12 protein-coding genes and 1 pseudogene are annotated in these 13874 nt (G+C 61.7%); 7 read left to right on the top strand and 6 right to left on the bottom strand.

All coding sequences use genetic code 11. From position 1 onward, the window contains the following. Positions 1–68: 68 nt before the first annotated feature. A complete protein-coding gene (locus tag AB7828_RS27560; protein ID WP_309947282.1) occupies positions 69–764 on the bottom strand; it encodes a glutathione S-transferase family protein in 696 nt (231 codons plus the stop codon). Positions 765–786: 22 nt separating this feature from the next. Next, a complete protein-coding gene (locus AB7828_RS27555; protein ID WP_441231710.1) occupies positions 787–1497 on the bottom strand; it encodes a glutathione binding-like protein in 711 nt (236 codons plus the stop codon). 214 nt (positions 1498–1711) lie between these two features. Here AB7828_RS27555 and AB7828_RS27550 point away from each other — a divergent pair, with 214 nt between their 5' ends. Next, the gene (locus AB7828_RS27550; RefSeq protein ID WP_089261748.1) at positions 1712–2824 is read left to right on the top strand and encodes an MBL fold metallo-hydrolase; all 1113 of its coding nucleotides are present in this window, start codon (positions 1712–1714) and stop codon (positions 2822–2824) included. Between the two features lie 47 nt (positions 2825–2871). Next, positions 2872–3468 carry an SCO family protein gene (locus AB7828_RS27545; RefSeq protein WP_441232324.1) on the top strand — a complete coding sequence of 199 codons (597 nt, stop codon included), beginning with the start codon at positions 2872–2874 and terminating at the stop codon, positions 3466–3468. 53 nt (positions 3469–3521) lie between these two features. Here the strand turns inward: AB7828_RS27545 and AB7828_RS27540 are convergent, their stop codons facing one another. Continuing rightward, the gene (locus AB7828_RS27540; RefSeq protein ID WP_441231709.1) at positions 3522–4295 is read right to left on the bottom strand and encodes a DUF4394 domain-containing protein; all 774 of its coding nucleotides are present in this window, start codon (positions 4293–4295) and stop codon (positions 3522–3524) included. Between the two features lie 153 nt (positions 4296–4448). Between AB7828_RS27540 and AB7828_RS27535 the strand changes: the two genes are divergently transcribed. The 3 genes from AB7828_RS27535 to AB7828_RS27525 all read left to right on the top strand — a co-directional run bounded on the left by AB7828_RS27535 (position 4449) and on the right by AB7828_RS27525 (position 6998). Next, entirely contained in the window at positions 4449–5027 is a 579-nt protein-coding gene (locus tag AB7828_RS27535; protein WP_175367585.1) for a sigma-70 family RNA polymerase sigma factor, read from the top strand. Continuing rightward, positions 5024–5788 carry an anti-sigma factor gene (locus AB7828_RS27530; RefSeq protein WP_175367586.1) on the top strand — a complete coding sequence of 255 codons (765 nt, stop codon included), beginning with the start codon at positions 5024–5026 and terminating at the stop codon, positions 5786–5788. Before AB7828_RS27535 ends, AB7828_RS27530 begins: the two co-directional genes overlap by 4 nt. A 166-nt stretch (positions 5789–5954) precedes the next feature. Next, a complete protein-coding gene (locus AB7828_RS27525) occupies positions 5955–6998 on the top strand; it encodes a hypothetical protein (RefSeq protein ID WP_441231708.1) in 1044 nt (347 codons plus the stop codon). 162 nt (positions 6999–7160) lie between these two features. Here the strand turns inward: AB7828_RS27525 and AB7828_RS27520 are convergent, their stop codons facing one another. Further along, the gene (locus tag AB7828_RS27520; protein WP_441231707.1) at positions 7161–9134 is read right to left on the bottom strand and encodes an alkyl/aryl-sulfatase; all 1974 of its coding nucleotides are present in this window, start codon (positions 9132–9134) and stop codon (positions 7161–7163) included. Positions 9135–9240: 106 nt separating this feature from the next. Between AB7828_RS27520 and AB7828_RS27515 the strand changes: the two genes are divergently transcribed. Beyond that, the gene (locus AB7828_RS27515) at positions 9241–9630 is read left to right on the top strand and encodes an EF-hand domain-containing protein (protein WP_441231706.1); all 390 of its coding nucleotides are present in this window, start codon (positions 9241–9243) and stop codon (positions 9628–9630) included. A 40-nt stretch (positions 9631–9670) separates the two neighbouring features. Further along, a complete protein-coding gene (uvrB, locus tag AB7828_RS27510) occupies positions 9671–12676 on the top strand; it encodes an excinuclease ABC subunit UvrB (RefSeq protein ID WP_441231705.1) in 3006 nt (1001 codons plus the stop codon). A gap of 63 nt (positions 12677–12739) precedes the next feature. Here the strand turns inward: uvrB and AB7828_RS27505 are convergent, their stop codons facing one another. Next, positions 12740–13417 carry a hypothetical protein gene (locus AB7828_RS27505; protein ID WP_441232363.1) on the bottom strand — a complete coding sequence of 226 codons (678 nt, stop codon included), beginning with the start codon at positions 13415–13417 and terminating at the stop codon, positions 12740–12742. 84 nt (positions 13418–13501) lie between these two features. Further along, positions 13502–13576, bottom strand: a pseudogene (locus tag AB7828_RS27500) (SEC-C metal-binding domain-containing protein); the annotation flags it as partial. Positions 13577–13874: the final 298 nt, after the last annotated feature.

Here is a 13874-nt window from a genome sequence, read left to right as displayed (position 1 = left end):
GAAACAACGCTGGTATGCGGACATGAATACCAGCGATTGCTCAATTCATCGCCCGTAGAGAGTGGAACTCAGACCGGATAGCCCGCCGAGTTCCGCGCCATGCCGTTAAAAGCATCAAGCATTTTTTCGCGCCATGCATAGATCGCGTCGTCTTCCGCCAGCAGCTTGAACGGCGAGATCGCACGCGCCCACTGGAACGGGCCGAATACGATGTAGTCGGCATAGTTCGGCGCGGCACCACCAAGGAACGGCTGCGTCTTCAGGGTGAGGCGCATCGGATCAAGCGACTTGCGGAAGGCATCTACGCCCGTGTCGCGATTGGATGCGACCTCTTCCAGCGACTTCTTGAACCGCGCTTCGCGGCTCTCGCGGAAATAGGCCTGATCGACCGGACGCAGATGACCATGAATATCCGCGACGATGAACGGAAACATGCCGGCGACCACGACCGTGTCGCCCCACCAGTTCAGCATCCGCGCCATGGCGCGGCCGCCCTCGCCGCCGAACAGTGACGGACGATCCGGATAGGTGTCTTCGAGATAATTGGCGATCGCCCAGGAGTCGTTGACCGCGCGCTCACCATCGAGCAGCACCGGCACCTTGTCGGATTTGTGCTTATTGATCGCGTCCTTCTCGGTGAAGCGCCACGGGATCGATGTGGCGTCGAGGCCCTTATGTGCCAGCGCCATCCGGATGCGCCAGCAGAACGGGCTGAAGGGACGATCTTCTTCGGTGCCGACCAGTTCGAACAGTTGCAGCGCCATGATTGCTTCTCGTAATTCTGAGCTAACTCTTCACCACAGCCGAGGTCTGGCCGAACAGCAGCTTGCGCTCTTCGTCGGTGCGGATCGGCGGCTGGCCGAAATTCGGATTGACCTCTTTGGCGATCTCGTAAGCCCGCTTGACCGCCGGCCGCTCGGCGATGGTTTCGAGCCAGCGCTTGAGATGCGGGAAGTCGTTGATGTCCTGGCCCTGGTTCTTGTAGGGCACGATCCAGGGATAGCTCGCCATATCGGCAATCGAATAGTCGCCGGCGATGAACTTGCGATCTGCAAGGCGCTTGTTGAGCACGCCATAGAGCCGGTTGGTCTCGTTCACATAGCGGTCGATGGCGTAAGTGATCTTTTCCTGCGCGTAATTGCGGAAGTGATGGTTCTGTCCGGCCATCGGGCCAAGGCCGCCCATCTGCCAGAACACCCACTGGATCGCATCATAGCGCACAGCGAGATCATCGGACAGGAACTTCCCGGTCTTCTCGGCGAGATACATCAACATCGCGCCGGACTCGAACACCGAGATCGGCTTGCTGCCACTCTTGGGCGCATGATCGAGCAGCGCCGGAATGCGATTGTTCGGCGCGATGGCCAGAAACTCGTCCTTGAACTGGTCACCCTTGCTGATATTCACCGGAATGATCTTGTAGGGGAGCCCCGTCTCCTCAAGAAAGATCGTGATCTTGTGGCCGTTCGGCGTGCTCCAGTAATAGAGATCGATCATCGTTCAATCCGTTTTGCGTGATGAGGCAACCCGCAAACCCGACCGAAGGCCGATTGAATGCGACTGCATGAAATGTTGCCGGATCATCGGATCAAGTCAATGCAATTTGCTCCGCCTCCGATGATCTTCGAAAGATCATTCCCTGCCAGTGGCGCATCCGGTCTGTTATCAAACGGAAACTCCGCACAGGCGGATGATGTCCGGGAGACATGCCATGACCGCAGATATCCGCCGCCGCGACTTTCTCAAGACCTCGGCCGCCTTTGCTGGCATGGCTGCGGCCGGATTTTCCTGCGTGGAGGTTGCCAACGCGGCGCCGATCCAGGTGCCGACGGTCGATCGGCTCTCGATCCGCGTGCTCGTCGATCAGCAGCACGATCAATTCCTGCGCGGCAGCACGGTCAATGGCGTGGTGCATGAGGGGCCAGGACCGGCCCGCAGCGCCGATGCGCGCAACGTGCTGCACAATGAGTGGGGCCTGTCGCTGTTTCTGGAATCGCAGCGTGAGCAGGACAAGCGTAATATCCTGCTCGATTTCGGCTATACCTCGCCGGCGATCATCAACAATATCGGGCTGCTCAAGGTCGACCCGGCCTCGCTCAACGCGCTGATCGTCAGCCACGGTCACATCGACCATTACGGTGGACTGATCGGCTTCCTCGAGCAATATCGCAGCGTATTGCCACCCGACATCAAGCTCTATGCCGGCGGCGAGGATAATTTCTGCCACCGCGTCAGCCGCGCATCGACCGGCCAGTTCGGCGAAGGCGGCATCCTCGACCGCAAGCAGATCGCCGCGCAGAAGGTGCAGACCGTACTCTGCGAAACCCCGACGGTCATCGAGGGCCATGCTTTCACAACAGGCAAGATCAAGCGTAACAGCGTCGAGCGCGTACTGCCGAACACCTTCGTGGACTACAAGCCGGATAGCGCAGGCTGCGACTATGGCCATTACACCGCCGCCGAACTGCAGGGCAATTTTGCACCGGACGAACACGTCCATGAACACGCCACCTGCTTCAACATCCGCGGCAAGGGACTGGTGGTGATCAGCTCCTGCGGCCATGTCGGCATCGTCAATTCGGTGCGGCAGGCGCAGGAGATATCGGGCGTGCAGAAGGTGCATGCCGTCGTCGGCGGCTTCCACCTCGGCCCGGCCCCTGCCGACTACCTCAAGCAAATCGTCGGCGAGATTAAGAAGCTCGAGCCCGATGTGGTCATCCCGATGCATTGCAGCGGCCTGAACTTCCTGCTCGAGGCGCGCGCGCAGATGCCGGACAACGTCATCAACGTCTCGACCGGCAGCCGCCTGACCTTCAGCGCGTGACCTCGCGCGCCGCACGCGCCTTCTCGTACCGGACCGGCATAGCCGCCATGGCTGCGCTGTGGCTCGGGTGCTGGAGTGCGGCGCCCGCCTCAGCGCAGGGGTCGTCCCGTTCGGCAGCCGAATTGATGGACGCAGTGATGTGGAATCGCGAGCCGATCGGCGGCGCGTTCCAGCTTATCGACCAGTCGGGCTATGCCCGCAGCGACCGCGACTATCGCGGCCAGCTGTTGCTCGTGTATTTCGGTTTCACCTATTGTCCGGACATCTGCCCGACTGACCTGCAGGCCATCGGACTGGCGATGGACCGGCTTGGCGCTGACGCCGCTCATGTGCAGCCGCTCTTCATCACTCTGGATCCCGAGCGCGACACCCGGGAGCAACTGGCGCAATATGTGCCGATGTTTCACCCGAAGCTGATCGGCCTGACCGGCAGCACTGCCGCGATTCATGCCGCCGCCGAAGCGTATCGCGTTTATTACAAGCGCATCGACTTCGACGACAGACCGGCCGACTACACCGTCGATCACTCGGCCTTCGTCTATCTGATGGACCGCGACGGAAAATATCTCGGCTTCTTTCCGCCCGGCACCTCGGCCGAAAAGATGGTCGACATGATCCGGCCGTATCCGGGAACCGGAAAATAGAGATGCTGCGCCCTTGCGAGCGCAGCATCGTAATAGAGGTGATCGACTGAAGCTTACATGCCCATGATCGCGATATCCGTCACCTTGCCGGTGACGCCGGAGATTCTGGCGGCTTCGGTCGCCTTGCCGGTGGCGAGATCGACCGAATAGAGCGTGCCGTCGGCCATCAGCCAGGCTTCGTTCTTGCTGCCGTCCGACCAGATATCGAAAGCAACAGCCGCCGGCTTGATGCCGAGCTTGCCAACGGCGCCGAGGATGCCATCATTCGGCGGCGCCTGCTTGACCAGCGCACCGATGGTGCCATCGATGTTGAACAGCGCGGTCTCCTTGGTGCCCTTCACCGAATTGGTGTAGGCGCCGGCAATGACATTCGGTTTTTCGCCCTTGTGCATGTCGGTCTCGGCATATTTGTGATCGCCGTCCTTCGTCACCTTGCCGTCGTCGACATTGGCGCGCAGGCTCATGCCATCCGAACCCATCACGCGCAGACGATCCGCGACCGGATTGAAGTCGACAGTGGCGGCAACGCCCTTGGCCAGCATGGTGTCGAGCTTCGACTTCACCGTCGCCTTGCCATCCGCGGCAATGGTGACCACGGTGCCGTCATCGACCAGGCCATAGAGCATGCCATCGGCCGGCCGGACGTCGATGCCGATCAGCGCGCCGGATATACCAGTGACCTTGACGGACCCGGTCGCCGTCTTCTTGGTGGTATCGACCGTGGCGATGGTGTCGCCACCGACCAGGGCTGCAACCTGGGCAGCATTGGCGGCGGCGGATGTCAGCAGCAGCGCGGCGGAGGCGGCAAAAAGCGAACGAAATGACATGAGTGGCTCCCTGTGTTTCCGCGGTCCCCTCGGGACCGACACAAGGACTACCGTCGGGCCCTCCCGACTGGATGCATGCCCCTGAAAATAAATTCATTTGGGTGCATCCAATTGCGTGCGGCAAAGGTAGACTGACCATGCAAGGGCATGGACATGACTGGGAATGGCACCATCACCGAGACCCGGCGCGACGAAGCGGGCCTCGACCACGCGCGCGAGGCGCAGCTGTCGGCAGCGCTGGCGCGATGCGCCGCCGGCGACCGGGCGGCTCTGCAGATGATCTACAACAGCGAAGCCCCGAAGATGATCGGCGTCGCCCGCCGCATCCTGTTCCGACAGGATCTGGCGGAGGAAGCCGTGCACGATGCCTTCGTGCGTATCTGGGGTGCGGCCGCGTCGTTCGATCCGCATCGCGGCTCGGCGCGCGGCTGGCTCTATGCCGTCGTGCGCAATCGCGCGCTCAGCATTCATCGCAACGAGCATCGCTATGATGCGTCCGACGACAGCGCGCTCGATATCGACTGCGAGGCGACCATGACGCGGATGCCCGAGACATCGGCGCTGCGCAAATGCCTGGAGCGTATCGACCGGCCGCGCCGCGATGTCGTGGTGCTGGCCTATGTCCATGGCATGAGCCATGGCGAACTGGCCGGACGGCTGAAGGTGCCGCTCGGCACCGTGAAGAGCTGGATCCGCCGCAGTCTGTTCGCACTGCAGGAGTGCATGGGATGAGCATGCACGACGACAACACGCATTCCACCGACGATCTCGCCGCCGACTATGTGATGGGCCTGCTGGAAGGCACGGAGCTCGCCGCTGCCGAAGCGCGCATGACCGACGATGCCGATTTCGCCAGGGCCGTCAGCACCTGGCGCGAGCGATTGGCCGATCTCGACGCCACAGCCGAAGCGCTCGCCCCCAGCGCTGCACTGTGGGACCGCATCGCCGACTCCACAAAGATCAAACCCGCGATCCCGCTGCCCGGCGCCCGCGCTGCGCTGCGCGGCGCAACGCTGTGGGACAATATCGGCTTCTGGCGCGGCACCGGGATCGGCGGCGTGTTCGCGGCCTTGATGCTGGTGGTGATCCTGATCGGCGCGCTCGCAACGTCGCGCCAGCTCCGCCGCGAACTGATCGCGCTGGCGCAGCGCAAGCCGATCTATGTCGCCGTGCTGGTCAACGACGCCACCAGGGAAACCGGCGCCATCGTCAACACCTTCTCCGACGGCCGCGTCGAACTGATCCCGCTGCGCCCGATCGACGTCCCCGCCGGCCGCACGCTGCAGGTCTGGACCCTGTGGGATCGCGACATCGGCCCGAAGTCCATCGGTCTCACCGGACAGTCGCGGACATTGCAGCTCGATCTGGAAGCATTGCCGGATACGGTCGCAGATCAGTTGTTCGAGATCACGCTGGAGCCAGAAGGCGGCTCGCCGATCGGAAGACCGACGGGGCCGATCCTGTTCAAGGGCAATGCGGCAAGGGCTTTGTGAGCTCTCGCAGTCATCCTTCGAACCTATAGCCGCGCATTGAACGTATCAGTCGCTGCGTTCGACAAAGGGCGTGACACGGCGGCGGACATGGTGTTCCTGCAGCCTATTCCTTGTGACCTGATCGATCCATCTTGCGGCGTCGAATGGCGCATTGCGGAGAGAGTGCATGCGATATTCGACCGATGATCTGCGCGCGGCTGTCACAGCCGGCGTGCTTCCTTCCACGCAGCTCGACGCCCTGCTGGCTTTCCTCACGGCGCGTGTGCCGGAGCAGCCGGCGGCCGGGCCCAGATTCGATGTCGTGCATTTGCTCTGGTATGCCGGCGCGCTGGTGGTGATATCAGCGATGGGACTGTTCTCGACGCTGGCGTTTTCGCAGATGGGCGGACCGGCGCTGACCGCCACCGCACTTGTCTATGCCGGCCTGTTCACCGCCGCCGGTCACTATCTCTGGACCGTCAAGAAACTGCGCACGCCGGGTGGTCTGCTGATCGCGGTCGCCGTGGCGATGACGCCGCTCGCCGTGTTCGGCATACAGGATGCCTACGGTGCCTGGACCGATTTCGGTCGGCCGGCGGCGATGCGCGATTTCTATGTCTGGATCAAGGGCAGCTTCGTCTTCATGGAGCTTGCGACCATCGTGGCAGCCATCGTGGCGCTGCAATTCTATCGCTTTCCCTTCATCGTCTTCATCATGGCGGTCGCGCTGTGGTTCCTGTCGATGGATGTCGTGCCCTGGATCGCCGGCGCGAGCTACGGCAACTGGGAACTATCGCGCAAGGTGTCCATCTGGTTTGGCCTTGGCATTCTGGTTGCTGCGGTGATCGTCAACCTGCGCCAGCGCAGCGGCGATTTCGCATTCTGGCTTTATCTGTTCGGCGTGCTGACCTTCTGGGGCGGCATCACTGCCACGTCGAACGGCACCAATCTCGACAAGGCGCTATACTGCCTGCTGAATGTCGGTTTCCTGCTGATCTCGGTCGCTTTGTCGCGACGGGTCTTCGCGGTGTTCGGCACCATCGGCATTGCGATCTATCTCGGCGATCTCGCCGAGAAGATCTTCAAGGATTCGATGCTGTTCCCGTTCGCGCTGTCGCTGATCGGCGTCGGCATCATTGCGCTGGGGCTGTATGTCCATCGCCACCAGCGCGACATCAGCGCCTGGGTCGATGCGCGCCTGCCCGAATCGCTCAAGCGCCTGCGAGCGTAACCGGTCGCCGGATAGGCATGGTGAAGCCGGCCCCCTGCAGGTCTGGCCCCTGTGAAACCGCGATCGGCCCAACTGGACGACCTCGCCGGAGAACGACATCAAGTTGAAATAGCCTCCCGATCAACCATCGGGCGGGAACGCGCTTTTGCCGTTGTCCAGGTTCTATTCCGCGCGCGCTTTCTTCGGTTCCACGATCTCGAATCCCGGTGAGAATTCGTCCAGCAGACCGAACAATTCACGCAGCTTGAGCGGATTGCCGCTGAGCGATGTCTCCCCGGCAGCCACACTGTCCGCAAAGGTGCGCTGCTTCAGCGTGATGGCGTCGAGCGCTGCGCGGGTCAGCGTCACGCTGGCGTCGGCGCTGTCCGAAAGTTTGCCCGACATATGCGTCAGCGCTGAATTCTCCAGGTTCATCACATAGGTTTCATTGAGATCGGTGAAGGTCCAGTTGATGACGATCTTCTTGCCTTCCGCCTTCGTCGCGTTGAGCCGCACCCCGAGAAAATCGAAGGCCAGATCGATGGATACGCCCTTGAGCAGCTCGGCGTTCGCCAGCGACGATCTCTGCGGCCCGACGCCGCTGCGCAGTTCCAGTGCGCCGAGCAGATAAGCATTCCGCCACGTCGCCGCCTCGCTCTGATAGCCCAACTGTTCGAGTGCATCGGCACCGAGATCGCGCGCCTCCTTGTTCGACGGATCGGCGAACACGACCCGACTCATCACGCTGGCGACCCAGCGATATTGCCCTGCCTTGAAATCCTCGCGCGCGCGTTTGATCGTGGCGTCCGCACCGCCCATGTATTCGACCTGCTTCTTCGCCTCCTCCGCGCGCGGCAACGGATTGAGGTCCGCGGGATTGGCGTCATACCAGCCAAGATAGAATTGATAGACCGCCTTGGCATTGTGGCTCAGGGTGCCGTAATAGCCGCGCGACGCCCAATCGTTTGCCAGCGACGGCGGCAGCTTCAATTGCTCCGCGATCTCGGTCGATGTGAGGCCGTGGTTGAGCAACCGCACGGCCTGGTCGTGGATGAATTTGTAGAGATCGCGCTGTTTCTTGAGAAAATTGACGATGCGCTCGTTGCCCCACATCGGCCAGTGATGCTGTGCGATCACGATATCGGTCTTGTCGCCGTAGCGCGCGATCGCCTCGCCGATGTAGCGCGACCACAACCGGCCGTCGCGAATCTCCGCGCCCCGGATCGTGTAGAGATTGTGCATGTTGTGGGTGGCATCTTCCGCCATGTTCAACAGCTTGAACTGCGGACAATACAAGATCATCTCGCTTGGGGCTTCCGAGCCCGGCACCAGATGAAATTCGATCTCGACGCCATCGACGATGCGCGTCTCGTAGGACTGCTTGATGAGGTCGTTTGGGGGGATCAGCGAGATCGTCCCCCTCGCTAATGCCTTGCCCAACCCCGTATCGACCTGGGCGCGCTCGCCGACCGGCAGCGCGCTGCCGAACTGGTATTGCGCGCGGCGCGACATCGCATTGCCGGCAATGATGTTCTCCGCCACCGCATGCTCCATGAAGCCGTCGGGCGCGATCACCTTGACCTTGCCCTGTCTGGCGTCGTTCTCGCTGATGACGCCCTTGGCGCCGCCGAAGTGATCGGCATGGCTGTGGGTGTAGATCACGGCGGCGACGGGCTTCGCAGGCCGGTCCTTCAGATACAGTTCGAGCGCGGCTTTTGCGGTCTCGTTCGACAGCAGCGGATCGATCAGGATCAGGCCGCTGTCGCCCTCGATGATGGTCATGTTGGAAATATCGAGCCCGCGCACTTGATAAACGCGCTCGGTGACCTTGAAGAGGCCGTTGATCGCGTTGAGCTGCGCCTGTCGCCATAGGCTGGGATTGACGGTCGCCGGCACGGCGTCGTTTTGCAGGAATGCATAGGGCTTGGTGTCCCATGCCGGCCTGCCGTCCGGACCTGCGATCACCCCATCCGGCAGCGTAGCGATGAAGCCGCGTTTGGCATCGTCGAAATCGGCGCGGTCGGAAAACGGCAGCGCCTTCAGCACCGATTCGTTCAGCCCCTTCGTGGCCGGCTCGGCGTCCCTGGACTGGGCGAAGCACGGCGCTGTTGCAAATCCTATTGCAGTGCACAGCAATATTGTTGGCATCACACGCATGGCAATCCCTCGCAGACCTCGGCCGCATCGCCGGATTTGAGTGTTGAACCCGGAATCCGAATGACGCATCCTGATTGAAACATAGAGTACGCCAAGGGAGATGATCATGACCACACGCCGCACGGTTCTGCTATCTCTCGCGATACCTCTTGCCGCGCTGGTGCCGGCGCAGGCCGCCTCTTTCCTGGCGCAGCTCGATCCCGACAAGGATGGCACCGTCGACCTCGCCGAGGCGAAGGCGGCCGCCGGCAAACTGTTCGACAAGCTCGACCGCGACAAGGACGGCACGCTGGACGCCCGGGAGCTGCGTGGCCGCATGAGCAAGGGCGAATTCGCTGCCGCCAATCCGGACAATGACGGCACGCTCGACAGAGCGGAATATCTCGCCGTGGTGGAAGCCCGGTTCCGCGCGGCAAACCCCGATAATGACGGCACCATCGACGCCAGGGAATTCGCCACGCCAGCCGGCAAGAAGCTGTTGAAGCTGCTGAAGTAGGGCCCTTTTATCGCCACCGGACTCGCCCCATATTCCGCCCATGGCGAAGAAACCCGACTCTCCGAAAAAGCCCACAAAATCAATCAAGACACCCGCCGCCAAGCCTGGCGCCGGCCGTCCCGACGTCAAGCCGATCGGGCCTGCGCTGGCGGAACTGCTGAATCCAGCGATCAATCGCGGCGATGCCGGCATGGGCTCGGGCACCGGGTTGCAGCCGCCGCCGACTAACTCCTTCGAGCGCCGCTCCGGCGGCGAGGCCGCGGTGCATCGCGCGCGCAAATCGACGCCTAAGAAGTTCGAGGGCGATGAAGGCATGCGCCCGACGCCATTGCAGCCGTTTCCCCAGCCGGTGGTCGCGCCCTATGCGCCGCGGCTGAGCGAGCAGAAGGGTCTCGAGGAAGCGCCGCAGGCCAATTACAACACCTCGGCCTCGATCCCGACGCTGGATCCGGAACTCGCCAAGCAGCTCGGCTTCACCACCGAGGAAGAAGACGCCGAGGCGCTGACGGCGCGCCCGCCGCGCAACAAGATGGAAGCACTCGGCGTGCAGGCCACCGCCGATGCGCTGGAAGCGCTGGTGCGCGACGGCCGTCCGGAGTTCAAGGACCAGAAGGTGTGGACGCCGCACCGTCCGCCGCGCCCGGAGAAGTCCGAAGGCGGCGTGCGCTTCGAGCTGAAATCGGAATATGAGCCGAAGGGCGACCAGCCCACAGCGATCAAGGAACTGGTCGAGGGCATCGACCGCAACGACCGTACCCAGGTTCTGCTCGGCGTCACCGGCTCCGGCAAGACCTACACCATGGCCAAGGTGATCGAGGCCACTCAAAGGCCGGCGATCATCCTCGCGCCGAACAAGACGCTGGCCGCGCAGCTCTATGGCGAGTTCAAGAACTTCTTCCCCGACAACGCCGTCGAATATTTCGTCAGCTATTACGACTACTACCAGCCGGAAGCCTACGTCCCGCGTACCGACACCTATATCGAGAAAGACTCGTCCATCAACGAGCAGATCGACCGCATGCGCCATTCGGCGACGCGTGCGCTGCTCGAGCGCGACGACGTCATCATCGTGGCGTCGGTGTCGTGCATCTACGGTATCGGCTCGGTGGAAACCTATACCGCGATGACCTTCGCGCTGAAGAAGGACGAGCGCATCGACCAGCGCCAGCTGATCGCTGACCTCGTCGCTTTGCAATACAAGCGCACCCAGCACGACTTCACCCGCGGCACCTTCCGCGTGCGCGGCGACGTCATCGACATCTTCCCGGCCCACTATGAAGACCGCGCCTGGCGCGTGAACCTGTTCGGCGACACCGTGGAGAGCATCGAGGAGTTCGATCCGCTCACCGGCCACAAGCAGGACGAGCTCGAATTCATCAAGATCTACGCCAATTCGCATTACGTGACGCCGCGGCCGACGCTGATCCAGGCGATGAAGTCAATCAAGGAAGAGCTGAAGTGGCGGCTCGACCAGTTGCACAATCAGGGCCGCCTGCTCGAAGCCCAGCGGCTGGAGCAGCGCACCACCTTCGATCTCGAAATGATGGAAGCCACGGGTAGCTGCGCCGGCATCGAGAACTATTCGCGCTATCTCACCGGCCGCCGGCCGGGCGAGCCGCCGCCGACTTTGTTCGAATATGTGCCGGACAATGCGCTGGTCTTCGCCGACGAAAGCCACGTCTCGGTGCCGCAGATCGGCGCCATGTTCAAAGGCGACTTCCGCCGCAAGGCGACGCTGGCGGAATACGGCTTCCGCCTGCCCTCCTGCATGGACAACCGCCCGCTGCGCTTCGAGGAATGGGACATGATGCGCCCGCAATCGATTGCGGTGTCCGCGACGCCGTCCGGCTGGGAGCTGCAGGAATCCGGCGGCGTGTTCGTCGAGCAGGTCATTCGCCCGACCGGCCTGATCGATCCGCCGATCAATATCCGCCCGGCCCGCACCCAGGTCGACGATCTGCTCGGCGAAGTCCGCGCCACCGCGGCCCAGGGCTATCGTTCGCTGATCACCGTGCTGACCAAGCGCATGGCGGAAGACCTCACCGAGTTCCTGCATGAGCAGGGCATTCGCGTGCGCTACATGCACAGTGATATCGACACTATCGAGCGCATCGAGATCATCAGGGATCTCCGCCTCGGCGCCTTCGACGCGCTGGTCGGCATCAACTTGCTGCGCGAAGGTCTCGACATTCCCGAATGCGCGTTGGTCGCCGTGCTCGACGCCGACAAGGAAGGCTTCTTGCGCTCGGAGACCTCGCTGATCCAGACCATCGGCCGCGCCGCGCGCAATGTCGACGGCCGCGTCATTCTCTATGCCGACCAGATGACCGGCTCGATGACCCGCGCCATCGCCGAAACCGATCGCCGCCGCGAGAAGCAGGTGGAATACAATACGCTGCACGGCATCACGCCGGAGAGCGTGAAGAAGTCGATCGGCGACATCATGAACTCGGTCTATGAAGGCGACCGCGTGCTGGTGGATATCGGCGGCGGCATGGCCGAGGACGCCATCACCATCGGGCATAATTTCGAAGCCGTGCTGGCCGATCTGGAAGTGCGGATGCGCGAGGCTGCGGCCGACCTGAACTTCGAGGAAGCTGCCCGCCTGCGCGACGAGGTCAAGCGCCTGCGCGCCACGGAGCTGGCCGTGGTCGACGACCCCACCGTCAAGCAGCGCGGCGTGGCCGCGCGCGGCGGCGGCTACAAAGGCGAGAAGAAATATGGCGACGCCGCCAATCTCCCCGCGCGTCTCGACAAGGCCGCACAAGGCAAGGCGCGCGGCAAATACGGCAAGAGCGGCGCATCGTCGAAAGTGCACAAGCCCGGGCTCGACGAGATGGGCATCGCGAACTGGCATGAAGTGAAGCCCGCCCGCGGCAAAGAGGTGGAACGTCCGCGCAAGCCGACACTCGACGAGATGGGTCCGGGCACCGAGAGCAAGATCTTCCAGCCGAAGAACAGCCGCGAGTCCGGACCGGAGTTCGGGCCTGCGCCAAGGTCAACCGGCGGTGCCCCGGGGCATCGGGGTGGGTGGAAGAAGAGGTAGCTCAGAGCTCGACTTTCTAGTAGCTTCGGAGCCTTACTCTGCCCCGGCCAAGACTTACCCAGCTCAAGCGGGCAGTTCATCAACTGGCAAACCGAAATAGCCCCCTTGCCAACGCCGCTCCTCATCTGAGGGGTCATAAATCATGCCCCCTGTAGGGGCAGCCTTCCAATAGCGAGGCTCTTTCACCTCGTTATGGAAGGCGAGTTCCGTCACAACGTAGATCATCCACGCGTGCGCCTTGAGCGTGGAAATGATGAAGGGCAACGCATCATCATCTTTGGCATACACAGCAGTGGGCTCAAACTTAGCGTGCACTGAATTGATATGAACAAACTGATTGCTGAGTAGTCCGTACATTGGGCCGAACGGCGGGAATACCTTCTTCGCTATCGAAATGCTCTTCGGCGAACTCAGCTTGTCATCAAGAAAATCTTGCAATGCGCCTGGCTCGGTCGCGATATGCATCACGGTACAGACGGTTTCGACTATTCCGCGCGCTATTGCCCCATAAGGGCGCCTGAAGCCATGCCTCGCAACTTCGATGCTCGCGATGAGTGTCGAAACTGCGCTCGACAGGAGCGCCGCTGCGGTCGACCTGAACGTTCCGTCGGACTCCGCCACGTAGCGGAAGATCAAGCTCATCGAAGCCGCCACCAACTCACTGATCGCTTCGATCTCGTTTTTTGTCAATTTGTCGAAAGAGGCCGTAATCTTAGGACCATCGCGATGAATCTGATTCACGACGATATCTTTTGAAATGAAGACTATTCGCTTCGATTCACGATCCACAGATACCGATGAAATCCTCTCAATCGGAGGGAGGCTTTTCCCATGGCAGTATCGGAATTTTCGGCCGCTCCCACAAAAACATTGCCTGTTTGATGAATTCACTGCGCTCATAGTGTCTGTTCGGTCTGCCTAGACGCCTCAGAACATTCGCTGGAGATCAAAATCGAACGTATGCGCATGCAGGTCAAGCAACAGCAAAAGAACATCCTACAACTCCAAAGACAGCTATACCGACACCGATGGCATCCGCTGTGGCGCTGATGCAGCTGATGCAGAACAAGATTGATAACCGATCGGGAAGCGCAATCAATTGATGGGAAAGGCGCGAGCGTCGGCGGGCTATCTTAACTTACACTCCAGAAAGGGCATCCGTCATAACTAGCTTATCGCTGACGCAGGTGAAAAGAGG

This window comes from Tardiphaga sp. 215_C5_N2_1 (genome assembly GCF_052076055.1).
Taxonomy (GTDB): domain Bacteria; phylum Pseudomonadota; class Alphaproteobacteria; order Rhizobiales; family Xanthobacteraceae; genus Tardiphaga; species Tardiphaga robiniae.
This window is presented reverse-complemented; position numbering and strand designations above follow the sequence as displayed.

What these genes read in the sequence shown, in the direction of transcription:
- AB7828_RS27560 (WP_309947282.1), bottom strand. Translation starts at nt 764, where the DNA reads ATGGCGCTGCAACTGTTCGAACTGGTCGGCACCGAAGAAGATCGTCCC.
- AB7828_RS27555 (WP_441231710.1), bottom strand. Translation starts at nt 1,497, where the DNA reads ATGATCGATCTCTATTACTGGAGCACGCCGAACGGCCACAAGATCACG.
- AB7828_RS27550 (WP_089261748.1), top strand. Translation starts at nt 1,712, where the DNA reads ATGACCGCAGATATCCGCCGCCGCGACTTTCTCAAGACCTCGGCCGCC.
- AB7828_RS27545 (WP_441232324.1), top strand. Translation starts at nt 2,872, where the DNA reads ATGGCTGCGCTGTGGCTCGGGTGCTGGAGTGCGGCGCCCGCCTCAGCG.
- AB7828_RS27540 (WP_441231709.1), bottom strand. Translation starts at nt 4,295, where the DNA reads ATGTCATTTCGTTCGCTTTTTGCCGCCTCCGCCGCGCTGCTGCTGACA.
- AB7828_RS27535 (WP_175367585.1), top strand. Translation starts at nt 4,449, where the DNA reads ATGACTGGGAATGGCACCATCACCGAGACCCGGCGCGACGAAGCGGGC.
- AB7828_RS27530 (WP_175367586.1), top strand. Translation starts at nt 5,024, where the DNA reads ATGAGCATGCACGACGACAACACGCATTCCACCGACGATCTCGCCGCC.
- AB7828_RS27525 (WP_441231708.1), top strand. Translation starts at nt 5,955, where the DNA reads ATGCGATATTCGACCGATGATCTGCGCGCGGCTGTCACAGCCGGCGTG.
- AB7828_RS27520 (WP_441231707.1), bottom strand. Translation starts at nt 9,134, where the DNA reads ATGCGTGTGATGCCAACAATATTGCTGTGCACTGCAATAGGATTTGCA.
- AB7828_RS27515 (WP_441231706.1), top strand. Translation starts at nt 9,241, where the DNA reads ATGACCACACGCCGCACGGTTCTGCTATCTCTCGCGATACCTCTTGCC.
- uvrB (WP_441231705.1), top strand. Translation starts at nt 9,671, where the DNA reads ATGGCGAAGAAACCCGACTCTCCGAAAAAGCCCACAAAATCAATCAAG.